Source organism: Novosphingobium ovatum, from assembly GCF_009909235.1.
GTDB lineage: Bacteria > Pseudomonadota > Alphaproteobacteria > Sphingomonadales > Sphingomonadaceae > Novosphingobium > Novosphingobium ovatum.
In genome coordinates this window covers 604,956-630,073 of the sequence record NZ_JAAAPO010000001.1, presented here as the reverse complement: position 1 = coordinate 630,073, position 25,118 = coordinate 604,956, and the positions used below count along the sequence as shown (strand labels likewise).

17 protein-coding genes, 1 tRNA gene and 2 pseudogenes are annotated in these 25,118 nt (G+C 60.8%); 13 read left to right on the top strand and 7 right to left on the bottom strand.

Annotated features, from left to right (window positions below; translation table 11 throughout):
- The first annotated feature begins 289 nt into the window (after positions 1-289).
- Positions 290-1,921: a DEAD/DEAH box helicase gene (locus GTZ99_RS02755; RefSeq protein ID WP_161716738.1), complete on the top strand. Its 1,632-nt coding sequence runs from the start codon at positions 290-292 to the stop codon at positions 1,919-1,921.
- 127 nt (positions 1,922-2,048) lie between these two features.
- On the opposite strand, the gene GTZ99_RS02750 is transcribed toward GTZ99_RS02755, so the two are convergent.
- The 3 genes from GTZ99_RS02750 to GTZ99_RS02740 all read right to left on the bottom strand — a co-directional run bounded on the left by GTZ99_RS02750 (position 2,049) and on the right by GTZ99_RS02740 (position 7,010).
- Positions 2,049-3,569 (bottom strand): helicase HerA domain-containing protein, encoded by a 1,521-nt coding sequence (locus tag GTZ99_RS02750; RefSeq protein WP_161716737.1) that lies wholly within the window; start codon positions 3,567-3,569, stop codon positions 2,049-2,051.
- A gap of 79 nt (positions 3,570-3,648) precedes the next feature.
- A complete protein-coding gene (locus GTZ99_RS02745; RefSeq protein ID WP_161716736.1) occupies positions 3,649-5,283 on the bottom strand; it encodes an NAD(P)/FAD-dependent oxidoreductase in 1,635 nt (544 codons plus the stop codon).
- A gap of 107 nt (positions 5,284-5,390) precedes the next feature.
- Positions 5,391-7,010 (bottom strand): MFS transporter, encoded by a 1,620-nt coding sequence (locus GTZ99_RS02740; protein ID WP_227711032.1) that lies wholly within the window; start codon positions 7,008-7,010, stop codon positions 5,391-5,393.
- 364 nt (positions 7,011-7,374) lie between these two features.
- On the opposite strand from GTZ99_RS02740, the gene GTZ99_RS02735 reads away from it, so the two are divergent.
- The 3 genes from GTZ99_RS02735 to GTZ99_RS02725 all read left to right on the top strand — a co-directional run bounded on the left by GTZ99_RS02735 (position 7,375) and on the right by GTZ99_RS02725 (position 9,796).
- Positions 7,375-8,490, top strand: coding sequence for a branched-chain amino acid aminotransferase (locus GTZ99_RS02735; protein WP_161716735.1), 1,116 nt, complete (start codon positions 7,375-7,377; stop codon positions 8,488-8,490).
- 203 nt (positions 8,491-8,693) lie between these two features.
- Complete coding sequence (yghU, locus tag GTZ99_RS02730) at positions 8,694-9,560, top strand: glutathione-dependent disulfide-bond oxidoreductase (RefSeq protein ID WP_161716734.1); 867 nt, start codon at positions 8,694-8,696, stop codon at positions 9,558-9,560.
- Positions 9,561-9,721: 161 nt separating this feature from the next.
- Positions 9,722-9,796 (top strand) — tRNA-Gln (locus GTZ99_RS02725).
- Positions 9,797-9,868: 72 nt separating this feature from the next.
- Here the strand turns inward: GTZ99_RS02725 and GTZ99_RS17100 are convergent.
- Positions 9,869-10,081: pseudogene (locus GTZ99_RS17100) on the bottom strand (helix-turn-helix domain-containing protein); the annotation flags it as partial.
- Positions 10,082-10,096: 15 nt separating this feature from the next.
- Complete coding sequence (locus GTZ99_RS02715) at positions 10,097-10,936, bottom strand: site-specific integrase (protein ID WP_161716732.1); 840 nt, start codon at positions 10,934-10,936, stop codon at positions 10,097-10,099.
- A 196-nt stretch (positions 10,937-11,132) separates the two neighbouring features.
- Between GTZ99_RS02715 and GTZ99_RS02710 the strand changes: the two are divergent.
- From GTZ99_RS02710 to GTZ99_RS02700, 3 genes and pseudogenes are all read left to right on the top strand, one after another.
- Positions 11,133-12,233, top strand: a pseudogene (locus GTZ99_RS02710) (IS3 family transposase).
- Between the two features lie 222 nt (positions 12,234-12,455).
- Positions 12,456-14,216, top strand: coding sequence for a GTPase (locus GTZ99_RS02705; protein WP_161716731.1), 1,761 nt, complete (start codon positions 12,456-12,458; stop codon positions 14,214-14,216).
- Between the two features lie 50 nt (positions 14,217-14,266).
- Complete coding sequence (locus tag GTZ99_RS02700) at positions 14,267-15,931, top strand: LeoA/HP0731 family dynamin-like GTPase (RefSeq protein WP_161716730.1); 1,665 nt, start codon at positions 14,267-14,269, stop codon at positions 15,929-15,931.
- 40 nt (positions 15,932-15,971) lie between these two features.
- On the opposite strand, the gene GTZ99_RS02695 is transcribed toward GTZ99_RS02700, so the two are convergent.
- Complete coding sequence (locus tag GTZ99_RS02695) at positions 15,972-16,880, bottom strand: LysR family transcriptional regulator (RefSeq protein WP_161716729.1); 909 nt, start codon at positions 16,878-16,880, stop codon at positions 15,972-15,974.
- Between the two features lie 93 nt (positions 16,881-16,973).
- Here GTZ99_RS02695 and GTZ99_RS02690 point away from each other — a divergent pair, with 93 nt between their 5' ends.
- Genes GTZ99_RS02690 through GTZ99_RS02675 form a run of 4 tightly spaced genes read left to right on the top strand, consistent with a single transcriptional unit; the run spans position 16,974 to position 19,782 of the window.
- Positions 16,974-17,669, top strand: a complete 696-nt coding sequence (locus tag GTZ99_RS02690) for a nuclear transport factor 2 family protein (RefSeq protein WP_161716728.1) — start codon at positions 16,974-16,976, stop codon at positions 17,667-17,669.
- A gap of 1 nt (position 17,670) precedes the next feature.
- Positions 17,671-18,429 carry an SDR family NAD(P)-dependent oxidoreductase gene (locus GTZ99_RS02685; protein ID WP_161716727.1) on the top strand — a complete coding sequence of 253 codons (759 nt, stop codon included), beginning with the start codon at positions 17,671-17,673 and terminating at the stop codon, positions 18,427-18,429.
- Positions 18,430-18,446: 17 nt separating this feature from the next.
- The gene (locus GTZ99_RS02680) at positions 18,447-18,956 is read left to right on the top strand and encodes a DUF3237 domain-containing protein (protein WP_161716726.1); all 510 of its coding nucleotides are present in this window, start codon (positions 18,447-18,449) and stop codon (positions 18,954-18,956) included.
- A gap of 1 nt (position 18,957) precedes the next feature.
- Positions 18,958-19,782, top strand: coding sequence for an MBL fold metallo-hydrolase (locus GTZ99_RS02675; RefSeq protein ID WP_161716725.1), 825 nt, complete (start codon positions 18,958-18,960; stop codon positions 19,780-19,782).
- Between the two features lie 367 nt (positions 19,783-20,149).
- On the opposite strand, the gene GTZ99_RS02670 is transcribed toward GTZ99_RS02675, so the two are convergent.
- On the bottom strand, positions 20,150-21,130 hold the full coding sequence (locus tag GTZ99_RS02670) for an SDR family NAD(P)-dependent oxidoreductase (protein ID WP_161716724.1): 981 nt from the start codon (positions 21,128-21,130) through the stop codon (positions 20,150-20,152).
- A gap of 92 nt (positions 21,131-21,222) precedes the next feature.
- Between GTZ99_RS02670 and GTZ99_RS02665 the strand changes: the two genes are divergently transcribed.
- Positions 21,223-22,140 (top strand): AraC family transcriptional regulator, encoded by a 918-nt coding sequence (locus GTZ99_RS02665; protein ID WP_161716723.1) that lies wholly within the window; start codon positions 21,223-21,225, stop codon positions 22,138-22,140.
- A gap of 256 nt (positions 22,141-22,396) precedes the next feature.
- Positions 22,397-25,039 carry a hypothetical protein gene (locus GTZ99_RS02660; RefSeq protein WP_161716722.1) on the top strand — a complete coding sequence of 881 codons (2,643 nt, stop codon included), beginning with the start codon at positions 22,397-22,399 and terminating at the stop codon, positions 25,037-25,039.
- The last annotated feature ends 79 nt before the right edge of the window (positions 25,040-25,118 follow it).

Sequence of the window (25,118 nt, the reverse complement as noted above, 5' to 3'; positions counted from 1 at the left end):
ACAGGCCCCGCAATCGGCCACCATCACGCCGCCCGCGCAATAATCTTGCATTGGCGCGAAATATGCTGTACCGCAACATGTGAAATCGGCGCAAAGGGCATCCCCCAGCGCGGAACAGGCAGCGTGAGGGCAGCGTTTTTCCATCGCCGCCCGCCCCGTTCCCCGGACCATATCCGGCGTAAACTGTTGTCACCCAACGCTTCCTCGTCACGCAGGGTTGCGGCATTTGCCCCCTGCCTTTTCGGCCTGGCGTTTGCCGGGCCGCGACGGCGCATTTTGAAAGATTTCCATGTCCTATTTTTCGCAACTCGGCCTGGCCGACCCTTTGCTGCGCGCTCTGGCCGACAAGGGCTATGACGATCCCACCCCGATCCAGCGCCAGTCGATCCCCGCGTTGATCGAAGGCCGCGACCTGCTGGGTCTGGCCCAGACCGGCACTGGCAAGACGGCGGCCTTTGCGCTGCCCTCGCTGCACCGCCTGATCGCCACCCCCAAGCCGCGCAAGTCGGCCTCGTGCCGCATGCTGGTGCTCTCGCCCACGCGCGAACTGGCGGCGCAGATCGCCGAAAACATGCGCGGCTATGCCAAGCATGTGCAGATGAACATCCAGTGCATCTTCGGCGGCGTCCCGGCTGGCAAGCAGGCCCGCGCGCTGGTGCCGGGCTGCGACATTCTGGTGGCGACGCCGGGCCGCCTGCTGGACCTGATCGACCAGCGCGCGCTGACGCTGCGCGATGTGGAAATCTTCGTGCTGGACGAAGCGGACCAGATGATGGATCTGGGCTTTATCCAGCCGTTGAAGCGCGTTGCCCGCCTGCTGCCGCCCAACCGCCAGAGCCTGTTCTTCAGCGCCACCATGCCGCAGGCGATCGAGGAATTGGGCAAGCAATTCATCAACAACCCGGTCAAGGTTGAAGTGGCCCCGCAGGCCACCACCGCCGAACGCGTGACGCAAAACGCGATCTTCGTCTCTCAGGCCGAAAAGCAGGCGCTGTTGACGATGACGCTGCGCGCCGGTCTGGCCGAGGGCGCGCAGGACCCGATCGACCGCGCCATCATCTTTACCCGCACCAAGCATGGCGCGGACCGCGTGGTGCGTTTCCTGACCCCGGCGGGGATCGAGGCCGCCGCGATCCACGGCGACAAGTCGCAGTCGCAGCGCACCGCCGCGCTCAAGGGCTTTCGCGATGGCCGGATCAAGGTGCTGGTGGCCACCGACATCGCCGCGCGCGGCATTGACGTGTCGGGCGTCAGCCACGTCTTTAACTTTGAAATTCCGAACGTTGCCGAACAATATGTGCACCGCATCGGCCGCACCGCGCGCGCCGGGGCGGACGGCATCGCCCTGTCCTTCATCGCCGAGGACGAGCGTCCCTATATCCGCGCCATCGAGCGCCTGACCGGCGTCAAGCTGACCGTCCTGCCGCTGCCCGCGAACTTCCTGGTGGAGGCCTCGCGCCTGCCCGCCCCGGCCAAGCGCATGCGCGGCGGCGTGGAAGTGTCGGACGCTCCGCGTCAGGCCCGCGGCCGCAATGACCGCGGCGGTGACCGCGGCGGCCGCAACGGCGAACAGCGCCGTGAAAAGCATCGCCCCGGCGCCGACCGTGACGGCGCCCGTCCCGGCGCGCGCAGCCACAGCCAGCGCGACAATGACCGCGCCCGTGGCGAACGCCGCGACGCACAAGAGCGCGCCCGCCGTGGCGGCAGCAGCTTTGACCCGCTGGCGGTGAACACCGAAGCCGCACCGCGTCAGGCCCGCCCCAATGACGCGCGCCCTGCCCCGCGTGGTGATGCGCGTCCCGCTCCGCGCGGTGACGCACGTCCCGCCGGTCAGCGTGATCAGCGCCGCGATGGTGGCCAAGACCAGCGTCGTGACGGCGGCCAGCGTGGCCCGCGTCAGGGTCAACGCCGTCAGGGCTGATCCCGCGCCATCACCGGCATGACAAAAGGGCGGCGTAACTGGATTGTTACGCCGCCCTTATTGTAGTCATTGACAACAAAATCGCCCGCCCGCGCCCGGCGCGGTCACGCCGCCCTTGCGGGCGCGATCAGACCGCCGCCGTGGTCACGCCCAGATGCGGGATGCCAATCGCGCGCCGTCCGGCATAGTCGTTTTTCACGACAATCAGCTCGTTTTTCTCCAAATGCTCCAGCAAACGGCGGATGCGGCCGGGGCTGCGCGTGCCATAGGCCACGGCCAAAGCCTCATCGTCCGGGCAAGGCGCACCATCCAATGCGGCGCGCGCCATCACCAGGAACGGGGCCAGCAAATCATCCGGCACCCGCGTGGAAAGTGCAAGCAGCTCTGCCCATTGCGGATCGGTCGGATCCATGATCCCGGCCACCGCCATGGCAAAACGGCGGCGGAATTGCGTGACATCACCGACATGCGCGCCAATCCGCTTCATCCGGCAACGCACAGTGTAATCCTGAAACAGCGAACTCAATGGCTGAAAAGTGCAACCCGGCTCCTCCACCATGTCGCTCATGATCTCGCTCATGATGACAATCGCTTCGGCGGGCGGGACGGCGGGCGGAGCCTTGACGGCGGCGATCTTGAACAGATCGGGACCCAGCTCGTCGTCGCTCTCCTCCTCGCTACCGGCCAGCGGGGCCAGCGCAAAATTCGCAATCTCGCTGATCAACACGTCCGAAGGCTTTGGTTCGGAAAGGAAATGTGGGATGGGCGCTCCCTCCGCCGCCAGTTCCTCCGCCGTGGGGGCAGCGTGCAAAATGGCGTGTAATTCATCACCTGACGACTCCGGCAAAGGCATCAGGCCGCTGCCGATACTGCGCGCCTTGGTCCGCACTCCGCCGATCTTGACCGACACCGAACGCCGGCTGATCGCCGGGCCAAGACCCAGAAAATGCCCCCGATCCAGATCGCGGATCTCTTCGGCCTGACGCCGTTCCATGCCCAGCAGGTCTGCCGCCCGCTGCATGTCGATGTCCAGAAAAGTCCGCCCCATCAAGAAGTTGGATGCCTCGGCCGCGACATTCTTGGCCAGCTTGGCCAAACGCTGGGTGGCGATCACGCCCGCCAGACCACGCTTGCGCCCACGGCACATCAGGTTGGTCATCGCCGACAGCGAGAGGCGCCGCACCTCGTCCGTGACATCGCCAGCCGCGGCCGGGGCGAACATCTGCGCCTCGTCCACCACCACCAGCGCTGGATACCATTGTTCGCGCGGAGCATCGAACAGCGCGTTCAAAAACGTCGCGGCACAGCGCATCTGCGCCTCGATCTCCAGCCCGTCCAGCGCCAGAATGACGCTGGCGCGGTGTTGCCGGATACGCGCGGCCAACCGGGTGATTTCGGCCGTGCCATAGTCCGCACCGTCCACCACGATGTGGCCAAATGGTTCAGATAGCGTGACAAAATCCCCTTCCGGGTCGATCACCACCTGTTGCACCAAAGGCGCGGATTCCTCCAGCAACCGGCGCAACAGATGCGATTTGCCCGACCCCGAATTGCCCTGCACAAGCAATCGCGTGGCCAGCAGTTCTTCAATATCGACCCGCACCGGGCTGCCCCGGCGGTCTTCCCCGATGATAATGGATGCGCTCACGGTTTCTTAATACTCAGCCAGGCCCCCCGCGACTAGGGGGCAGCCCTTGGAAATTTGACGTATTTGTCCCCAGCCCGCGTCAGGCCAGAACCGCGCCCGCCAGCGCCTCGGCGACGCGGATGCCGTCGACCGCGGCCGACAGGATGCCCCCGGCATAGCCCGCGCCTTCACCGGCCGGATACAGGCCGCGCGTGTTAAGCGACTGAAAATCCTTGCCCCGCGTGATGCGCAGCGGGCTGGACGTGCGCGTTTCCACCCCGGTCATCACCACATCGGGATGGTCATAATTGGGGATCTGACGGCCAAACACCGGCAGCGCCTCACGGATCGCCTCGATCACATAGGGCGGCAGGCAGGCCGACAGGTCGGTCAGCTTTACCCCCGGCTTGTAGCTGGGGATGACCGCGCCAAAATCGCCCGAAGACGCGCGGCCCGCCAGCAGATCGCCCACCTTTTGCCCCGGCGCGCAATAGTCGCCGCCGCCCGCCTGAAACGCCAGACTTTCCCATTTGCGTTGAAATTCAACGCCCGCCAGCGGGTCTTCGGGGTAATCCTTGCCGGGGTCCACCGTCACCACCAGCCCGGAATTGGCGTTGAATTCGGCGCGGGAATATTGGCTCATGCCGTTGGTGACCACGCGGCCTTCCTCTGACGTGGCGGCAACGACGCGCCCGCCCGGACACATGCAGAAACTGTACACCGCCCGCCCGTTTGACGCCTGATGCGCAATGGCATAGGCCGCCGCGCCCAGTACCGGATGGCCCGCGCAGGGGCCAAACCGCGCCTTGTCGATCCAGCTTTGCGGGTGTTCGATCCGCACGCCGATGGCAAAGGGCTTGGCCTCCATGAACACGCCGCGTTCGTGCAGCACGGCAAAGGTATCGCGCGCCGAATGGCCCAGCGCCATGACGCAATGGCTGGCGGGCAGAAAGCTTTCCGCCCCGCTGGCCACATCGCGCAGGTGCAGGCCGGTCAGGTGGCGGTCATCGCCCTCGCCCTCAATCGCAAAGTCCTCGACCCGCGTGCCGAAACGGTATTCCCCGCCCAAAGCCTCGATCGTTTCGCGGATCGACATCACCATCGTCACCAGACGGAAGGTGCCGATATGAGGGTGCGCCTCGTACAGAATGTCATCGGGCGCGCCCGCTTTGACGAATTCGGTCAATACCTTGCGCGAGAGGTGGCGGGGGTCCTTGATGCGGCTGTAGAGCTTGCCATCCGAGAAGGTGCCCGCCCCGCCCTCGCCAAACTGGACATTTGATTCAGGCGTCAATTCGTGGCGGCGCCACAGCGCCCAGGTGTCCTTGGTCCGCTCGCGCACCGCCTTGCCACGTTCGATGATGATGGGTTTCAGCCCCATTTGCGCCAGAATCAGCGCCGCCAGCAGGCCGCAAGGCCCCGCGCCAATCACCACCGGGCGCTGCCCATCCCAGCCATCGGGCGCCATCACCGGGAATTTATACGCCGTGTCGGGCGCCGGGCGGATGTGGCTGTGACCGGGGAATCGGGCCAGCACCTCCCCCTCATCTTCGACCTCGACATCAAAGACATAGACCAGCTTGATCGCCGATTTCTTGCGCGCGTCATTGCCCCGGCGCACCATATGGACGCGCCGCAACCGTTCTGGCGCAATGGCCAAAGCGGCGCAGATCGCGGGCTCGATCGCATCGGCGGGATGGTTCAGCGGCAGGGTCAGGTCAGACAGGCGGATCATGCCAGGCCGCTTATGCCAAAAGCGCCCGATTGGCCACCCCTGCCCATTTCGGCCCTGCCCATTTCGGCCCTGCCCATTTCGGCCCCGCCTGTTTCACCCCGCCCGCCTTACACCGGCTCGCCAGCGGCGCGGGCGCGCGGGATCAGCATTGCCTCATCGCTACGCACCCGCAGGCCCAGCGCGATCAACAGCACGACGATCACCACCGCCACCAGATTGATCGACAGGATGGCCGTGCCCAGATTGCCGCCCACCGCGTCGGAAATCATCCCCACGACATAGGGCCCCACGCCCAGCCCGCAGATCGTCATCACCACCACATAGGTGGACGCGGTAATCCCCCGCATGCGCGGCAGCACCTGATCATACAGCGTGGCATACAGCGGCGGCAGCCACATCGTCAGCACCAGACTATAGGGCACGAACCGCCAGAAAAAGCTGCCCGCGTCAGGGGCATGGTACACCCACACCGCGATCAGCGGCGATCCGCCCATGGCAAACAGCGCCAGACCCACCCGGCCCCAATTGGCAAAGCGCACATGCGCCCAATCGGTCACCGGCCCGGCGATCAGCGGCCCGACCACGCCCAGCCCGGCCGACAACAGCCCGAACTGGAACCCCGCCTCGGCCGGGGACAGATGATAGGTTTTCATCAGGAACGCGGGGGTGAAGGCCATGCAGCCGTAGTTGATCGTGCTTTGCAACGACCCCACCGCCATGCAGATCATCAGCGAGGGGCTGCGCATCACGGCATGCACCGGCGCGTCGGTCAGTTTCAGCGATTGCACCAGATTGACCACGACATACAGGCCAAACCCCACCACCGCCCATTGCAGCGCATGCGGGCTGACCAGCAAGCCGCCCAGATCCAGCGGCGGGCGGGGCGAGGCCGCCATGCCCAGCCGGGCCAGCCCCACCATCGCCGCCACAATCAGCACCAGCGCGCCCAGATTGGCCACCCACTGGCGCGGACTGGCGCCTTGGCGGGCCAACGCCAGCCAGTTGGTCACCGGCAAAACCGCCGCCAACAGCGCGCCCCCTGCGCGGAACGGGGCGGGATCAGGCGGGGTGACGATGCCTTCGATTTCGCCCCGGCGCGGTTCGGGCATGCGCCACAACAGCATCGCCAACGGCAGCCCCGGCAGCGCGGCAATGACAAAGGCGAACTGCCAGCCCTTCATCCCGCCTTCGACCGCGTGATGGGTGTCCCACCAATCGGCCGCCACCCCGCCCAGCATGCTGGACAAGCCCAGCCCCACCGCGATCGCCGCGGCAATGATCGCCATGGCAAAACCGCGCCGCGCCTTGGGAAAGTAATCGAAGACCAGACTGGTCCCGGCCGGCTGGCTGGCCGCCTCGCCAATGCCCACGCCCAGCCGCGACAGGGCCAGCAGCGCGAAACCGGCGGCAAAGGCGGCAAGGCCCGTCGAGATCGACCAGAAGCCAATGCACAGCGCCAACAGCCACGTCCGCCGCCACCCATCCGACAACCGCCCCAGCGGCAGCGAGAACAGCGCATAGAACAGCGCAAAGACGGTGCCGTAGAGCAGCCCCATCTCAGCATCGCCAATGCCCAGATCCTTTTTGATGCGGGGGGAGAGAATCGCCAGAATGTTGCGGTCCAGCAGGCTGAGCAATTGCGTCAGCGACACCAGCGCCAAAGCATACCATCCCCCCCGCGCAACGGCGGATTTGGCCGCCATCGGGTCCTGCGTTGGCTGATCCATCTCTCTTTTGTCCTTCTCCCGAACCGGCTTTGCGCCGGCCCCCCTTATGGCCTGCGGAGCGCGCGCGATCCGCGCGCCGCCCCGTGGCATGGGGTGATGCATAAAGTCGCGCGGGCCGCTTGCCTAGAGCAGAAAGCGTAGCAATCCTGACATTTTACCCTCCCGCTGGCGGGCAGGCCGCCTTGCCCCCAGGGGCCAGCGGCGGCAAAATCGCAAACAGGGGCATGACAGCCTTGCGCGGGATGCTAAAGGGAGTGGTTGAAGCTCTGCGCTGGCGCGCGCGTAAGTTTTTTTATTGCTTGCGGGTTGCATGGCGCGTAATTTTCGTTCAAAGGGCGACGCAGCAGTCCCCAGGAGTCCACCCATGGCGAACGCCGCCGATACCACGCTTGATGCCCCCGCCCTGACCTTGTCGCGCATGGCCCACCCCGCCCCCACCTCTGCCGAGGCGCGTGCGGCGGTATTGGCCAATCCCGGATTTGGCACCCATTTCACCGACCACATGGTGGTGATCGAATGGACCGAAGGGCGCGGCTGGCATGATGGCGTGATCGGCCCGCGTGGCCCCATCGCGCTGGATCCGGCGGCCAGCGTGCTGCATTATGCGCAGGAAATCTTTGAAGGTTTGAAGGCGTACACCCACCCGGACGGCAGCATCGCGCTGTTCCGCCCCGAGGCGAACGCCGCCCGGTTCAACGCCAGCGCCGCGCGTCTGGCGATGCCCGCCCTGCCCGAGGAAACCTTTGTCGAGGCGGTGAAGCAGCTTGTTCTGGCCGACCGCGACTGGATCCCGGCACAAGATGGCGCCTCGCTGTACCTGCGCCCCTTCATGATCGCCACCGAGGCGTTTCTGGGCGTGCGCGCGGCCAAGAGCTACAAGTTCATCGTCATCGCCAGCCCCGCCGGCAATTATTTCAAATCGGGCGCGCCGGCCGTGTCGATCTGGGTCAGCGAATATACCCGCGCGGCGCCGGGCGGCACGGGCGCTGCCAAGTGCGGCGGCAATTACGCCGCGTCGCTTGTCCCCACCGCCGAGGCGTTCCAGCGCGGGCATGACCAGGTGCTGTTCCTGGACGCGGCCGAGCACAAGTGGGTCGAGGAACTGGGCGGCATGAACCTGTTCTTTGCGCTGGACGATGGCAGCCTGATCACCCCGCCGCTGTCGGGCACGATCCTGCCGGGCATCACCCGCGACAGCCTGCTGACCATGGCGCGCGAGGAAGGGCTGAATGTGCGCGAGGAGCGCTACAGCATCGACCAGTGGCGCGCGGACGCCGCCTCTGGCCGCCTGCTGGAATGCTTTGCCTGTGGCACGGCGGCGGTGGTGACGCCGGTGGGCCGCGTCGCGCAGGGCGATAGCGATTTCACCATCGGCAGCGGCGGCCCCGGCCAACTGACCGCGCGGTTGAAGGACCGTCTGGTCTCGATCCAGCGCGGGTCGGCGCCCGATCCGCATGGCTGGGTGGTCAAGATCGGCTGATCCCCGCCACTTTGGTGTGCAAAACAGGGGCGGCGCCTGACGGTGGCCGCCCCTTTTGTGTTGTTCGCCCTGCGGTCAAACCGGCGCGGGCGTGGGAAAAATCTGCGCTGTCCACTCTGGCGCGGGGGCGGGCGCGTGCCTACCTTTGGCGGCGACACCCCCGCGCCCGCCCTTCCCCGGCACGGCGCCAGCAGGAGCCCGTGATGAGCGACGACTACACCCCCCCCAAGGTCTGGACCTGGGACGCCCCCAGCGGCGGCGCCTTTGCCAATATCAACCGCCCGGTGGCTGGCGCCACGCATGAGGCCACGCTGCCGGTGGGTGCGCACCCCTTCCAGCTCTATTCGCTGGCCACGCCCAACGGGCAAAAAGTCTCCATCATGTTCGAGGAACTGTTGGCCGCCGGTGTGACTGAGGCCGAATATGACGCGTGGTTCATCGACATTTCCAAGGGCGACCAGTTCGGCAGCGATTTTGTCGACATCAACCCCAATTCCAAGATCCCCGCGCTGATGGATCGCAGCAGCGACACCCCGGTGCGCGTGTTCGAATCGGGCGCCATTCTGGTCTATCTGGCGGAAAAGTTTGGCATGTTCCTGCCCTCGTCAGGCGCCGCCCGCGCTGAATGCATGAGTTGGCTGATGTGGCAGATGGGCAGCGCGCCGTTTCTGGGCGGCGGTTTCGGGCATTTCTACCACTATGCCCCGGTGAAAATCGAATATGCCATCAACCGCTATGCCATGGAGGCAAAGCGTCTGTTTGACGTCGCCAACCGCCGTCTGGCCGACAGCCGCTTCTTGGCTGGCGAGGACTACACGATCGCTGACATCGCCACCTATACGTGGATCGGCAATTTCATGCGCGGCGAGGCGTATAATGACGCGGCCACCTTCCTGTCGTGCCACGAATATGAACACGTCCAGCGCTGGGTGGCCGAGATCGACCCGCGCCCCGGCGTGCTGCGCGGACGATTGGTCAACAACCGCAAGGGGTTGATCGAACGCCACAACGCCGCCGATTTCGACACTCTGCCCCCCGAAGTGCTGAACCGCACGGTCAAGGGGTTCTGATCGCTCTCCCGGCGGCGGGGCTTGATGCACCGCCGCCGGAGATGATCCTGTGTGGTGGAAAATTTGCGCGCTTTCCTCTTGCCCTTTGCCCCCGATTGCGGCTAGAGGCGGCGCTCCCGACACAAGCGGTCGGTGAATTGTGGACATCTGATCCACCCTGCTGGGGCGTAGCCAAGCGGTAAGGCAGCGGTTTTTGGTACCGCCATGCGGAGGTTCGAATCCTCCCGCCCCAGCCAAGTCTTTCCAAAGACTTATGCATGTTCCCACAGGATATCCACAGGGGCAGTTCGCAGCCCAGTTCGCAGGCATCATCGCATAGCCTCCAATTTGGCAACCGCAGAATTACTCTGCGTCGCAGTCATTGCCTGATACCGGTCAAGCATCTGATTGACTGTCGATACCGTCCATCCCAGCATGGCAGCGATTTCACTCGGCGTGCATCCGGCATCAGCCAGCATCGTGCATGTGGTTCCGCGCAGGTCATGAAAGTGCAAACCATCCAGACCCGCTGCTAGGGTCGCCCTTCGCCAATGGTGCTAAAAATTGATCTTGCCCCAAGGCTGCCCCGCCGATGTTGTCATGATCGTTGCCGCCTTGATCGGCAGCGCATCGAGCAATGCTTTTAGCGAGGCCTCAACTGGCATGTCGATTTTGCGCTTGCGCTTGCCCTGGCGAAATGACAGGCGCCCATCCTTGTACGCGCCCCACTCCAGTGCCAACAGATCACCTTGTCGCTTACCGGTCCACAAGGCCAACTCGAGAGCGAGACGCAAAGGTTCATCAGCCACCGCGCGGAACGCGTCCAAATGCTGTGGCAGCCAAAGCTTATCAGAGCGGTCCGCCTTGTAGACTTTCTTTGGTTGCGTGGCGTGATTGTGCGAGATCATACCGCGATCCCTCGCCCACTCGAGAATGATCCTAGGCACGCCAAAGGTTGCATCCGCCTGCCGCGGAGAACTTTCAGCCATCTTGTCCCGCCAATCGAGAAGTCGACGCCTGATTTTGGGATCCTCCAACGTATCCAAAGGATATGTTGCGAACGCTGGTGCCTTCTCAGTAAGTCTAGCATTTTGTATTTTTGCCAGATGTTTGAGGTAATCAGATTTCGTTCGCGGTGCGAGACCTGAGAATGCCGAACTTTTTTGGTACCCATCAATGATTGATTGCAGCGTACCGGTGGTACGAGCCTTTCGCGGTACGTCGATAGCAGCGTGGTAGGAGCGCATGAAAGCTGGCGAACCGGGGTAGAAAGATTCACCGTCATCCTCTCGTAACAGCTTGAGAGCGCCGAAACCTCTAAGAAAATAATATGATTTCAGGCGGCCATTGCTCAATTTCTTATGTTGGGCATAGACCCCTTTCAGCTTAAGCTGCATGGCCTTGCTCCCATGCTTCAAGCGGTGAAAGAGAGGTCGATACGGCACGCTTTTCGAGCCCACTAATTCGATCCAATGCTCGATCATGCGCAGGTATGTCGTAGCGATTTGTCCCCGGCACTGGCCCCGGCACAATGGCCTGCTGCCGGTTTGCTGGACACCGAGATAAGGTGTTTTCATCAACCGGAGAGCATCGATGCAACGAAGGAAGTTCAGCCGCGAGTTCAAGCTTGAAGCGGTAAGATTGGTAAAGGAGCGCGGGGTAGCGGTTGCACAGGCCGCCCGCGATCTTGATGTGCATGAGAACGTGTTGCGCAAATGGGTTCGGGAGTTTGCGGCCGACAAGCAGGATGCCTTTCCTGGGCACGGCCAGATGAAGACCGAGCAGCAGGAGATCCAGCGCCTGCGTCGAGAGGTGGCCAAGCTCAAGGCGGAGCGTGATATTCTAAAAAAAGCCGCGGCCTACTTCGCGAAGGACTCGATATGAGGTTTGCCTTCATCGCGAAGCATCGGGGGATCTGGCCGGTATCGTGGCTTTGCGGGGCTCTCGGTGTCTCGCGCAGTGGCTTTCATGCCTGGCTGGTGCGTGCCCCATCGGCGCGCGCCAGAAGCGACATCGAGGTGGGGCGCAAGGTCAGGGCAAGCTTTACACTGATCGACCGGACCTATGGCGCGAGGCGGGTCTGGCATGACGTGCTGGCTGACGGTGTGAATTGCGGCCTGCATCGCATCGAGCGCCTGATGCGCCAGCAAGGATTGCGCGCCAGACCGCGCCGGCGTGGCCTGCCCAAGGATCATGGCGAAAAGTCAGTGGTCGCGGCCAAAGTGCTGGATCGTCAGTTCGTGGCCGATGCGCCGAACCAAAAGTGGGTGGCAGACTTCACGTATATCTGGACCGCCCAAGGTTGGCTTTATGTCGCGGCGGTCATCGACCTGTTTTCGCGCCGTGTCGTGGGCTGGTCGATGAGCGCGACCATGACGGCCCAACTGGTGGCGGATGCCATGATGATGGCCATCTGGCGCCGGGGCAAACCCGATGCCTTGCTGCATCATTCGGATCAGTGCAGCCAATATGCCAGTGAGCAATTCCAGCGCCTGATGCAGGATAATGGCGTGACCTGCTCCATGAGCTGATCGGGCAATTGCTGGGATAACGCGGCGATGGAGAGCTTCTTCTCCTCCCTCAAGACCGAACGGGTTCGATTATATCGAGCGTTTCTACAATCCCACCCGCAGGCATTCGACCCTGGGTTATCTCAGCCCCATCGACTTTGAACGCCAGGCTGGGGTAGCCTAAAGAAGCTTATCTCGGTGTCCAGCAAACCGGCAGCAGGCCACTGATAAGAAAGCCATTGTGAAAGAGATGGTTGAGTATTTAATGGCTTTCGCTAGGCGCGCTCAAAGGGATATGGGTACATCAAGCCTTCGCGCCGGCGACGGAGACTCGGCCTTACGGGCGCATCTTCAGTCGCAGCTATTTGTGTGAGGAGGGCCTATTTTTCGTGAGGTTAAATGGCCAATGTTTCGGTTTGATCAGTCAGTCCAAGATACCTCATCTTCGGCAACAAATGGGAGCGAAGACGATTTTGGCCCACAAGTCGCAGCAAACCGTCTTGTAAGCGAGAGTAAGCAGCGGCTCGACGAAAAACTTAAGGAAATCTGGCAATCTCTCGATTGGAAAGAGCCGAACATCGCCTTTTATGGCGAGACGAACGCAGGCAAATCCACATTGATTGAGGCATTGCGCGCCCTATTTGACGCTGCCGAGGAAAATCAGGGTGATTCAATTGGTAATGGTTTGCCTGACTACACGCGTAAGGCCACCTCTTATCCTTGCGAATATGATGGCGCGCGCTTCAACCTTATCGATGTTCCCGGCATCGAAGGGAAAGAAACCGAGGTCATTGCGGAGATCGAACACGCGATAAATAACGCACATGCCGTATTCTACGTGACCGCCGATGCTCGTCCCCCGCAGGGCGGAGATGAGCATCGAGAAGGAACGTTAGAAAAGATCAAGCGACAGCTCAAGCCTCAAGCAAAAGTATGGGCTATTTATAATAAAAAGATAAAAAATCCACGCGCCATCAATTCAGCATTGATCAATCATGGTGAAGAGGAAAGCCTATCAAAGGGACCTCACTCCCTCGACGGTAAAATGCGTGAAGTGCTCGGCGAGCATTATCAGTGCCACATTGCTGTGAGCGCTCTTCCCGGATTCTTTGCGCTGGCTAATAGCTTGCCGACCAATAGCGATTTCATTTCCCAACGTGAAAAATTTGTGACGATGATCGGTATCGAAAAATTGCTGGAATGCAGCAGCGTCGAAAAATTGGGAAAATTGCTGAGGCAGAACGTCCCGTCTCAAGATGATATCATCAACGCAAACATCAAGAAACTGGCGCCTCCCATCGAAGAGGCGATTTCATTGCTGGATCAAGAAGCCGAGAAGCAGTTTGCTGTTCCAGTTCGGGAGCTTTCTAATCAACTAGATAAGCTAGGGCCTGAACTTGAATTGATCGCCGATGACGCCTCGAAAGGCATGAATCGTCTAACCGATGAATTGACAAACGGCTGCGTTAAACGCGTGCGAGAAAAAATGCTGGAGGCAATCAAAAGTGGGTTAGGCGGAGACCAGGAGCTGAAAATCAAACTTGAACAGATACTTGAAGAAGAAAAGGCGAGGTTGCCCGATACTGTTAATGCAAGGGTGAGCGGCATCGTTAAGCGCACTTACCAATCCTGCAAGGAAGCGCTCTATCTAGTCGAAAAGCATCTGAAAGATGCACATGCTTTCGAAAGTCCGTCCTTTGCCTCCTCATTTTTGCATGCCGTCAATGTTGATACAAGTAGTGGAATAAATTGGGGTGGTTTATTGGGAGTTGCTGGTGGAATCGCCATTACGCTACTCACTGGAGGAACGTTTGGAGCCATTGCAGCTATTACTACTGCATTTAGCTTTGTGCGAAGCGTTTGGAATTTTTTCAGTCGTGACTATATGAAGGATCAGCAGCGTCAATCTTTGAACAAAAATCTCGACAGCATTAAACCTAATATCCAACGTAATATCGTTGAGGCACTGAAGACAATGGAAGACAATCTTCGAGCCAATGTCCTTGGATTGATGAACCCACTGCGAAGCGTTGAAGAGGAACTTCAAAATGCCGATCGATCTGTGAGGCGCGCCTCTCACGAGTTAAAGTGCTTGATCAGCGACAACGCTCGGATCTGCTGGTACGTAGAAGGAGTTTTGTCTCCGGGGTTAGAGACCGCCATGTAGGCGCTGATGAACAATGACAAATTCAACTGATCTATCCGTGAGGATTCAACATGACTGCCAATGAGCATGCGCGCGACGTGACCGATATCCTGAATTTCCTCGAAGTTGGCGAAAATCTTGGGATTCAGCTCCCACCCCATCTGAAGGAAAAAATTAGCAAATTAGAGGCTGTCGGTTCAGGCAAGCTTAAAGTTGCTCTGGTTGGTGGTTTTTCCGAAGGCAAGACATCGCTCGCGGCCGCATGGTTGGGCATGTTGCCCGGTGATATGAAAATCAGCCAGAGCGAATCGTCAAATGCCGTCACGATTTACGATGCCAGCGACGAGGTGGAACTGGTTGATACACCAGGTCTGTTCGGCTTCAAGGAAAGTAATATCAGCGATGGCATCGGCGAAAAATATAAGGAAATGACGCGGAAGTACGTGAGTGAGGCTGATCTTCTTCTCTACGTTCTCAATCCCTCAAACCCCTTGAAAGAGAGTCATAAAGAAGAATTGAACTGGCTCTTCCGCGAATTGAACCTGTTATCGCGGACGGTGTTCGTTATCGGTCGATTTGATATGGTGGCCGATGTCGAGGATGATGCTGATTATGCAAGACACCTTGAGATCAAGAAAAATAATATAATATTGCGCCTCAAGGATCTGGTAAATCTAACCATTGAGGAGGAGGGCAGCCTTTCTATCGTCGGCGTCGCAGCCAATCCGTTTGATGAAGGGATTTCAAGCTGGTTTGGACGCCCTGACGAATATGCGCGACTTTCGCATATTGGCGACCTGCGACTGGCTACAGCTGAGAAAGTCAGAGCTATCGGAGGGGCGGAAGAGGCAAAGCGCCAAACCGCAGTAACAATCCTTCGAGACGTGACAGAGCGCTTACTTCTCCCCGCGCGCCAAGCGGCAGAAGATTCCGAGAGGCAAGCCGCAATAGCTGAAGGAAGGGCCAAAGAGGAGCGGCCACGACTAGCTCGCTACCAGCGCGAAGCTGCTGAGGCACAGATCGCGCTTCGCCGGGAAGTGGTGGACTACTTCGGAGACCTCATTACCGAAGCTAAGAATACCGACATTGACAGCTTCGAGGAATTCTTTGACCGCAAGATCGGGGCGGATGGGGTTGTAGTGAAAGCGGCGATCACGAACATGTTCACGCGCGAACTTGGCCCAATTAGTCAGCAACTCGTCACCATGAGCGCTGATTTCGTCGCAACTGGTTCAGGCGGTGGGGCTGTAACCGGGATGCTGAGCAAAGTTGCTAACAAAGCTAAAGGTGTCACGATCAACAACACGATGATCCTGAAGGCTCGCGATTGGGTGATGCCGGCTTTCAAGTTCAGGCCTTATGGTGCGGTTAAGGCCGCACGGTTCGCTAATGGTGCTTTAGCTGGAATAGGCTTGGTCATTGAAGGTTGGTCAATGTGGCGAGATCACCAAAAAGCCGAAAAATTCTCAAAAGATCGGCAGGCTATTGTCGATGATATGAATCAACAATTTTCTGCTATTCTAGCGCAAATTGACACGCCTGATTTCTTGTTGATCTACTTCCCACAAATCGAGGCCATGCGGAGCCTGTTTTCAGCCCTCGCAGCCGCTTTTGCTGAAGCTACCGAACGCAACCGCAAGATGCAGGAGTGGGCCAAGAAGGCGGACACCCTTCGGCTACGCTTCGATGGTGGTTCGTATCGCCTGACGGGCGAGAGCGTCACAGTCGACCTGTGAACGGAAAGGTGACCGAAATGGCAAAATACAAAGTTCTTGTTCAGATGACTAGGCTCAATCGCGCCATTAGCCATTGCCCCGCAGCGCCTGGAGGCTGGTTGGCGCGGTGAAACAGCGACCAAGGCTGCGCGCCCAATGCCCGCGTGGCAGGATGTAACCGCACCAAGCGTCCAGCCGCGATTTCGCCTTGCGCGGCGTGCAGCGGCAAATAGGCCCAGCCGATGCCCTCGCGCACCAATGCCACCTGTGTGGCCAGATCATCCACTCGCCAGACACGCGCCGAATTCACCGCCACATCATGCGCATCGCCCGCGCCCTCCAGCGTCTTGTTCGAGACCTGCACGTATTCGCGCAAAAATGCGTTGGGAATAGGCGCCGAATGCGCCGCCAGTGGATGGCCGGGGGCAGCCACTGCCACGATCTCTACTTGGCCGAAATCCGTCGCCTCGATGCCCTGCGGCCATGCCCCATCAATCGCGCTTAGCCCCAGCATTGCCCGTTTTTCTGCCACTGCCGCCAACACATGATCGCGCGAAGCCACACGAATATCAGCCAGCACCGAGGGAAAAGCCTGCGCCATGTCCGACACAGCGCTGGCCAGCGCATCGGTAGGATAAAACGTGTCCACTGCCAAACTGAGAACCGTTTCAACCCCGGCCTGACTGCTGGCGACGCGCGCTTCCATTTCGTCGGCCAGCATGCAGATGCGCCGCGCATAGACGGTGATCGCCTCACCTGCTGGGCTCAACACAGGACGCCGCCGGTCACGCAGGAAAAGACCTGCGCCCAACTGGCCCTCCAGCGTGGCGATGGCATAGGAAACCGCCGGCTGGCTGCGCCCTGTGGCACGTGCAGCAGCGGTAAAGCTGCCCGTATCCACCACCGCCAGCAACAGGCGCAAATGGTCGAGCGAAGTGGGACCAGAGGGCGGCATAGATGTGTCTTTCATAAAAAATCCTGATCAAAACTATTCAATCAGCGCCGCTGTTCAACAGGTTTTTCTCTGGCATCTTCTACCCAACACACAAGAGGATACCTCAGGATGAGCGACAGGCTGGCGCAATTGGAAGCGCAGGTGGCGGCGATGGCTGTTCGGCTGCAACGGCAGGAGGACGAAGCCGCGATCCGCCGCCTGCACCATGCCTATGGCTATTTCATGGACTATTGCTGGTATGATGAGGTGATCGACCTGTTCGCTCGTGATGGCGAGGCGGTGTTCCTGTCGGGCGTTTATCGCGGCCATGCCAGCTTGCGGCGGCTCTATGTCGATTTTCTGGGGACGGCCTATACCGGCGGGGCGCGAGGACCGGTGCATGGTTTTCTTGCCGACCACTTCCTGTTGCAGGATGTCATTTCCGTTGCCCCGGATGGGCAAACAGCAACCGGCCGTTTCCGCGCGCTGTTGATGCTGGGCAGCCACGAAAGCCGCCCGGGCGGTAATGGGCCCCTGCCCGCACAGGTCTATGAGGCCGGGCTATATGAAAACGCCTATGTGCGCGAGGGCGGCGTCTGGAAGATCGCAAGGCTGGAATATGCGCTGCAATGGCAAGCGCTATATGACAAAGGTTGGGCGCATACGGTTACCGATCTTCCGCCTGCGCTGCCCCCCTATCCCGAAAGCCCGATTGGCCCGGATAGGTTGCTGCCCGCCACCCGCAAGGTCTGGCCTGAGCGTTCTGCCTTGCCGTTATCCTATGCGCATCCGGTGACAGGCCGCGCTTTGCCGGTGGAGGCCTGAGATGACACAGGAATTTGTCGGAAAATGCGTGGTCATTACCGGGGGCAGCAGTGGCATCGGGCTGGAAACGTCGCGGGCCTTTGCGGCGGCTGGAGCAAAGGTGGCGATCATTGGGCGAAATGCGGATCGGTTGAACGCGGCGGTAGCGGAGCTGGGAGCTGGCGGTTTGGCGGTGGTGGCCGACATGGGCGATGTGGCGCAAATCAGCCGCGCCATCGATCACATCGCCGCCGCTTTTGGCCAGATCGACGTGGTCTTTGCCAATGCCGGCACCGGCGCGATCATGCCCTTTGATTCCGTGGACGAAGCGCTGTGGGACAATGTGATGAACGTGAACCTAAAGGGCACGTTCTTTCTGGCGCAGCACGCGTGCCGGCACATGACTGCTGGCGGCAGCATCATCCTGTGCGGATCGGTGGGCGGATCGCGTATCTGGCCGGGTGCCGCCGTCTACTCCGCCAGCAAGGCCGCGATCGAAGTGCTGGGCAATGCCTTGGCCGGCGAATTGGTGAGCGCGGGCATCCGCGTCAATGTGGTGGTGCCCGGCGGCATTGATACGCCGATCATGCAGCACACCCCTGGCATCCCGCCCGAAGCAGCAGGCGCCGTGATGGAGCAGATGGCCGCAGGCACGCCGATGCGCCGGCTGGGCGCGCCGCGCGAAGTGGCCGATGCCGTGCTGTTCCTTGCCTCGCAGCGCGCCAGCTATGTAACCGCCACGCGTCTGGTGGTGGATGGTGGGCTGCTGGGCGCGGCATAAGACAACAGGAGAGACAGATGCCTGATTCCGAACCGCTTGATCCGTTCATGCCGCGCTGCCAATTCGCGCTGGAAGTGCGGCTGCGCTTTCGCACCCTGCCCAAAGTCGCCCGCATGCCGCAGGGCTCTTCACGGGGCATGGTTGCGCTGGATGGCGGCGAGTTCGACGGACCGCTGGTGTCCGGCCTCGCGCTTCCCGCAAGTGGCGGCGATTTCGCGCTGTTTCGCGACGATGGCGTGATCCAGGGGGATGCGCGCTATATGCTTCAGGAGCGCGATGGCAGCGTGTTCATGCTGAACACGCGCGCCTATATCTGGGGCCGCAACGCGCAGGTGATGCAGGCTTTTGAACGCGTGGCCCAAGGCCGCAGCCGCGAGACCATCGACCCGGCCGATGTCTATTTCCGCACCATGACCACATTCGAAGCCCCCACCGGAAAGCACGACTGGCTGGCACGCCATGCCTTTGTGGGCGTGGGGCGGCGAACGGAAATGGGCAATATCATCCGCTATTACATGGTGCTTTGACATGACAGAATTGACCTATCAGGCGATCCGCACATCTGATCGCTCCTTTGCGGCAAACATGGTGCTGTTAAAGGGCGCTAAAAAAGCGATGCTGATCGACACGCCCTTTACCCGCGCCGACGCGCATCGAGTTGTTGCCGAGATCCTCGATTCAGGGCTGGAACTGGAAACGATATACGTCACACATAACCACCCCGACCATTACTATTCGGCAGAGGTGGTGCGGCAGGCATTCCCGAACGCGGCATTTGTGGCCCATCCAGAGGTTGTCGCCGCGATCTGGCATTCGCTGCCGTTCAAACAGGCGCGCTGGACCGATCTGGGCGCCAATGGCCCGCGCTTTCCCACCGCCCCCGCGCCGCTGCCCCCCGGCACCGACACGCTGTGGCTGGAAGGCAACGAGATCCGCATCCTTGGGCCGATGCAGGGCGATCATCCGACTAACACCGCGCTATGGGTGCCCTCGATCCGGGCGCTGTTCCCTTCGGATCTGGTGCATAATCAGGTGGTTTTGTGGTTTGTGGAATCGACGCCCGAGCAGATCGCCGAATACGCGTGCAATATCGATATGCTGCTGGCACTTGATCCGTTGATCGTTGTGCCGGGTCACGAGAAAAAGGGCATGCCGCACGACCGGTCTGGGCTGGAATTCACCCGCGATTATATCGCAGCATGGCCCGAGATGGTTGCGCAGGCCAAGGACAGCACCGATCTGATCCAGTTGATGAAAGCCCGGTTTCCCGATGCCGGCGACCCGAACAAGGATTTCGCGCTGATCACCTCGGCGCAGGTGGCGATGGGTGAGGCGCCGCGATGGGACGAATAGACGCCCTGCTGAGCCTTCGCGGGATTGGGCGGCATCACACATAGGATAACTTCTGAGTGGCTTGGGGTCACGCGTCCACTGCGAAAATTCGCTACGCGCACAGGCCAGAGGCTGCACCAAATGTTTCGACGACGGACAATCAGCAGCCTGGCATAAGGGCCAAGCATCACCTGCTCGAAAGCGGTGCTCGCCCAAGGGCCTGTGCATAGCGACGCGCTGCATTTCAGACGCACTGCCAAAGGCAGGAGGCGACCAGATATTGCCGTTCCAATAGGACGGCAGGAGTGGCGGTTGACGCCAATACCGACCATTTCAGTGCCAGGCAGACCTCCAATAATGAAGGCCCGCCCGCACAGTGACGTTCGTCTCAATCCAAGGCTACCCCGCTTAGCTGCTCGCAGATTTGCCACAGGCGCCCAGCGCTGACTTGATCAATCACAGAGGGGGAAACCGCGTTTGTTGTCAGTGCCTGATTGCCTGGTTCGACCAGCGCGCTGATGTTGCAATCCGCACAATAGACGCCGCCAATCGCCGCCAACATCGGGCTGGTTGCCGCCCAGATTGTGGTGGCCGCGCCTTGCTGCGAATTCTTCCAGCCCTTTTCCGGTGCGATGATCGGGCGGCCTTCCTTGTCGATCATGCCATAGGCCTCGGCAATGGCGGGATCCATGTGACGGGCCAGATCGGTTTCGAAGATGCCGCCCGGGTGGACTGGATAGGCCCGCACGCCCTTGCTCCGCCCCAGTGCATCCAGCGCCACGGCAAACAGGGCGGTGGCCGCCTTGGACTGCGCATATGCCTGCCACGGGTCATAGGGGCGACGCGCAAAGTTGGGATCATGCAACAGGGCAGCGATGTCGGCATGGTGATTGGCCGAACTGAGCGCCACAACCCGCGCCCCTTGCGCCGCCGTCAATGCGGGCCACAGGCGGCAGGTCAGATGGAAATGGCCCAGCACATTGGTGGAAAACTGGCTTTCATACCCGCGTCCATCGCGCAGCAAGGGGCCCGCCATCGTGCCCGCATTGTTGATCAGCAGATCCAGCGTGGGGTGATCGGCCAGCACGCGCCCAGCAAAGTCATCGATCGAGGTCGGATCCATTAGATCAAGCGGTTCGATCCGCACATCAGGCATATCGGCCAGATTGCGCCGTGCCTTCTCCAAATCGCGGGCGGGCACGATCACTTGCGCCCCGGCCAGACGCAGCACGCGCACCGTTTCCAGTCCCAATCCGGCATAGCCGCCGGTGACGACCGCGCATTTTCCGGAAAGATCGATGCCTGCAATCACCTCCTGCGCGGTGCTGCTGGCGGTAAAGGGCGAGGCGATGGGGGCTTGGGCAGACATGGCAACTCCTTGTGACAGGATTTCACCATGGCACCACCGGCTTTGAACGATGAAGGCTTGAACATTCAAAACTGATGCTGGATAGTTCAAAATTGACCGACGATCTCCTTTCCGATATCCTGCGTCTGATGCAGGTGCGCGGCGGCGTGTTTGGCCGGATGAACGCGGGCGGGCGATGGGCGACCCCGCTGTTCAGCTCCGATACGGTCAAGTTCTGTGCCGCTACGCATGGGGAGGCATGGTACGCGCTGGGCGATAGCGCGCCGGTGCGTTTTCAGGCAGGCGATGTGCTGCTGGTGAACAGCGCGCTGCCGCTGGTGATGGCTGGCGACGCGGCATGGATCGCCAATGCTGCCGATTCTTGCCCAGAGCCGGATGAGCATGGCCATTTCCAATATGGCGCAGGCTGCGATTTCTCGATGGTAGCGGGCGGCCTGCACATCGATGCCGACCATGAAGCGCTGCTGCGCCGCAGCCTGCCGCCGCTGATCCATGTGCGTGGAGATGTGGCCGAAGCGGAACCGCTGGGCTGGATCGTGCGGCAATTGGTAGAGGAGATGGCCCCCAACGAACAACCGGGGCGAACGACAACGATCAGCGCGCTGGCCCAATTGCTGTTCGTGCAAACCTTGCGCGCCTATATGGCCCATGCCTCGGCCGATGAAGCCGGATGGCTCAAAGTATTTGGCGACAGCCGCCTGACTGCCGCACTGGAGGCGATGCATGGCGATCCGGCGCGGCCATGGCGGCTGGGCGAATTGGCGCGTCATGCGGGTCTTTCACGCACCGGTTTTGCGGTAAAGTTCCATGCCGTGATGGGCGTGCCACCGCTGACCTACCTGATGCAATGGCGCATGCGTCTGGCCCAGAATGCGCTGCGCTCCGGTCGATCCGTAGCGCAGGCTGCGGCCCAAGTCGGCTATCAATCTGAAAGCGCCTTTGCCGCTGCATTCAAACGGGCCACAGGCGTTGCCCCCGGCATATGGAAAGCAGCCGTTGGGAACAGGTGAGGATGATAAGGACGTAAAGGATGCGTCAGGGGCTCCACCCGACCAGATTTCGCCGTTTCGACGCAATGCCGGGAACGTCGTCCGAAGCCAATACCGGCCATCCCAGTGTCTGGCTCTACCGATCGCCAACGGCGGTTTGGAGTAACTTTGGCAGATACATGGCTAATTCTCCGAGGGGCTTGATTAGTCATGTTGACTATGTAGGCTAACGGAAATTTTAAAGTAGTTCATTGGAGAATTTATGCCGGCCAGTGCAATGGAGCAGATCTACGACCGTCTTGCCGAGGTTTTCGGCAGCAGCAACCCGAATCAGTTATTCACCATGCTGATGCCCGGCACCGTGCTCAATTCCGATGATTTCAGCTACGACCTTGCCGGTTTCAAACCAGACATCGTGCGCGAAGCGGAAGGCCGGCTGGTCGATCAAATGTTCGATCTGTCCAAAATTTCGGCCGGCTCGAACGGGCGTCGCGTCTCCACGCAGTTTCAGGAAGCTTTGCGCGTGTTGGTGCCCGATGGCAACCCGGTCATGCCCGAGGTCAAGAATGCCTTGCGCGCTTTCCTGAACCAGCCGGTGGCCGAGGGGGCGATGCTGGATGGCAAGCCGTTCGCTGGCAGTTTGAGCACTTATTATTTCGAGCTCTATCAGCGCTATATCGACCAGCGAACCCGCTGGGAGCAGGAGATCCTCGACAAAAAGACCGAACTGGCAGCCAAGGGCGATGATCCGCGCGAGGCATTTGTCGAATGGTATGAATCGCTGGCCGAAGGGCGGCTTGCCGGGATCGAGGCCGCGCGTGCCCGCGTCACCGCAGTCTGCTCGCCTGCGGATATGGATGCCATACTCGCCGCGCTAGAAGCAGGCCCTTCGGGCGGAACCGAGATCGAGGAAGCCATGGCCGCCTTGCGCAATGCGCGCATGCCCAATTCGGATGGCGGCTATTTCTATCCAGTGGAATTCACGCCCTCGGACTGGTTTCTCTATCTCAACAGCGATGCCAATCCCGATGATATGCTGCAAGATCCACAATTTCTGACCGCCGCGCTCAAAACCAAGCGTGAGGCCCTGCAGGCCAGCTTGTCGCAATTGCAGAGCCTGTTCTCGTCGATGCCGACCGACGATGCGCTGGCCGCCGCGGCCAAACGCTTCAGCGATGCCCAGGCCGCACATGATGAAGCACAGCAGGGCCTGATGAATACGGGCAGCGATGCCGTTGCTCTGGGGGCCGAGCTCTATCTCAAATCCGAATATCCGTTTTCCACCGCCTTCGAACAATCGATGGCCGCCAATCAGGACAAGGTGGTGGATGCTTCGGTAGCCGAAAAGGTCAAAAGCAATTCCTATGCCGTAGCCGAAGCGATGAGCGGCGAGATTGCCGACGAGCTGGAGGGGCGCCCCTTCGGCGTTGATGATGTAAAGGCGGTGATCGAACAGCAGAAAAAGGCGATCAAGGCGCAATTCGATCTGGAACGCTCGGCGCAGGAGCTGGCCGAGGCCTCGCGCAATTCGGTAGCGCTGCAGGCCGCGCGTTTCTCCGGCGTGAAATCGATGATCGCGCGGGTAACCCAGCAATTGCAGGATCTGCGCGAGGCGCAGGACGAAGTGGGCCGCGCCGCGCTTGCCGCCGAAAAACGCACGCCGATCGCCCTCGGGCCCGTCCCCACCGAGCAGACAGCTGCCGACAAGGCCACCGCCAAGGCCCAACTGCTCAAGGCGCTGGACGCAGCCAAGTCGAGCGCTGCCACCGGCGCTACCGTCAAGGATACCTTCACGTCGTCTCTGACCGATGCGATGAAATCGGCTTTCCAGAGCTATGTCAGCGACAATAACACCGCCAGCAACGATGCCACGGTCCAATCCATGGTCAATCGCCTGAAGGCGCTGAGCAAGTCCAAGGTGGATGCGCAATCCGAAACGCTGGCGCTGGCTTTGGCCGCCTTCAAGGACGCCGGTGAGGCACTGGTGGCAGATGCCCAACTGGATGCCGCGATCGAAAAGGCCAAGGCCGCCATTGCTGGCAAGCGCGGCGCACAGGCCATCCAACATGTGCTCGACAGCAAGACCGCGATCTCGTCCAAGCGCATGCTGGATCTTATCAAGGATTTTGTCGCCAGCCTGCCTGACAAGTCCACCAGCAAGAAGTCTGATGTCTCGCCCCGTTTCATGGAGTTGCAATTCAGCTTCTCGGCCTCGGAGACAGAAAGCTCGGAAGTTTCCGATTCCTATTCCACCCAATGGCGCCATTCGGGCTGCGCCTTCTTCGGCAGCGGCAGCGGCACCCATTCCACCAGCAGCGCCACCAAGGCCAGCCAGGCGCTGGATAGCAACACCGAAATCCGCATCGCCTTCAAGGCCGCCAAGGTCGAAGTGTCGCGCCCTTGGCTCGATCCGGGGGTGCTGGCGCTGACCCAAGGCATGTCCAAGACCACCGGCGCTACCATCTCGCATGGCAGCTTTCCCATGAAGGATGGCGTGATTGACTGGGCGGCGGTGAATGCACCTTCGGGCGGGCTCAACGACGCTATTTTCCCAGCGCTGCCCACCGCTTTTCTGATCGTGAAGGATGTCGAGATCACCTTCAAGGCTACCGCTTCTTCCACCAGTGCGGTCCATTCGCTGGTGGAATCGCGCTCGGCCGCAGGCGGGGGCTTTTTCTGCTTCAGTTCCTCGGCCAGCGCCTCCTCAAGCCACGAGAGCCAGTCGATGAAATCGCGGACCGAGGCGCAGAATGTTCATATCCGCATGGCCGCACCGCAGATTCTGGGCTGGTTCCTCAGCCTGACCCCGCGCGATCAGGCACGGCGCTTGAGCACGACGCAGGTCTCTTCCACCGTGGCACAGGACACGATCTCGATCACCGACTATGTGCGCCAACTCAAGCTGTTCCCGCAGGCATAACCGACACACTCTTGTTATTTGGCGCATGATGGAGTTTCGGCGCCCCCGGTAGAGCTTTGATCAAATCGTTGACCCATCG

What these genes read in the sequence shown, in the direction of transcription:
- GTZ99_RS02745 (WP_161716736.1), bottom strand. Translation starts at nt 5,283, where the DNA reads ATGATCCGCCTGTCTGACCTGACCCTGCCGCTGAACCATCCCGCCGAT.
- GTZ99_RS02740 (WP_227711032.1), bottom strand. Translation starts at nt 7,010, where the DNA reads ATGGATCAGCCAACGCAGGACCCGATGGCGGCCAAATCCGCCGTTGCG.
- GTZ99_RS02660 (WP_161716722.1), top strand. Translation starts at nt 22,397, where the DNA reads ATGGAGCAGATCTACGACCGTCTTGCCGAGGTTTTCGGCAGCAGCAAC.
- yghU (WP_161716734.1), top strand. Translation starts at nt 8,694, where the DNA reads ATGAGCGACGACTACACCCCCCCCAAGGTCTGGACCTGGGACGCCCCC.
- GTZ99_RS02735 (WP_161716735.1), top strand. Translation starts at nt 7,375, where the DNA reads ATGGCGAACGCCGCCGATACCACGCTTGATGCCCCCGCCCTGACCTTG.
- GTZ99_RS02715 (WP_161716732.1), bottom strand. Translation starts at nt 10,936, where the DNA reads ATGCAGCTTAAGCTGAAAGGGGTCTATGCCCAACATAAGAAATTGAGC.
- GTZ99_RS02675 (WP_161716725.1), top strand. Translation starts at nt 18,958, where the DNA reads ATGACAGAATTGACCTATCAGGCGATCCGCACATCTGATCGCTCCTTT.
- GTZ99_RS02700 (WP_161716730.1), top strand. Translation starts at nt 14,267, where the DNA reads ATGACTGCCAATGAGCATGCGCGCGACGTGACCGATATCCTGAATTTC.
- GTZ99_RS02680 (WP_161716726.1), top strand. Translation starts at nt 18,447, where the DNA reads ATGCCTGATTCCGAACCGCTTGATCCGTTCATGCCGCGCTGCCAATTC.
- GTZ99_RS02685 (WP_161716727.1), top strand. Translation starts at nt 17,671, where the DNA reads ATGACACAGGAATTTGTCGGAAAATGCGTGGTCATTACCGGGGGCAGC.
- GTZ99_RS02755 (WP_161716738.1), top strand. Translation starts at nt 290, where the DNA reads ATGTCCTATTTTTCGCAACTCGGCCTGGCCGACCCTTTGCTGCGCGCT.
- GTZ99_RS02705 (WP_161716731.1), top strand. Translation starts at nt 12,456, where the DNA reads ATGTTTCGGTTTGATCAGTCAGTCCAAGATACCTCATCTTCGGCAACA.
- GTZ99_RS02670 (WP_161716724.1), bottom strand. Translation starts at nt 21,130, where the DNA reads ATGTCTGCCCAAGCCCCCATCGCCTCGCCCTTTACCGCCAGCAGCACC.
- GTZ99_RS02690 (WP_161716728.1), top strand. Translation starts at nt 16,974, where the DNA reads ATGAGCGACAGGCTGGCGCAATTGGAAGCGCAGGTGGCGGCGATGGCT.
- GTZ99_RS02695 (WP_161716729.1), bottom strand. Translation starts at nt 16,880, where the DNA reads ATGAAAGACACATCTATGCCGCCCTCTGGTCCCACTTCGCTCGACCAT.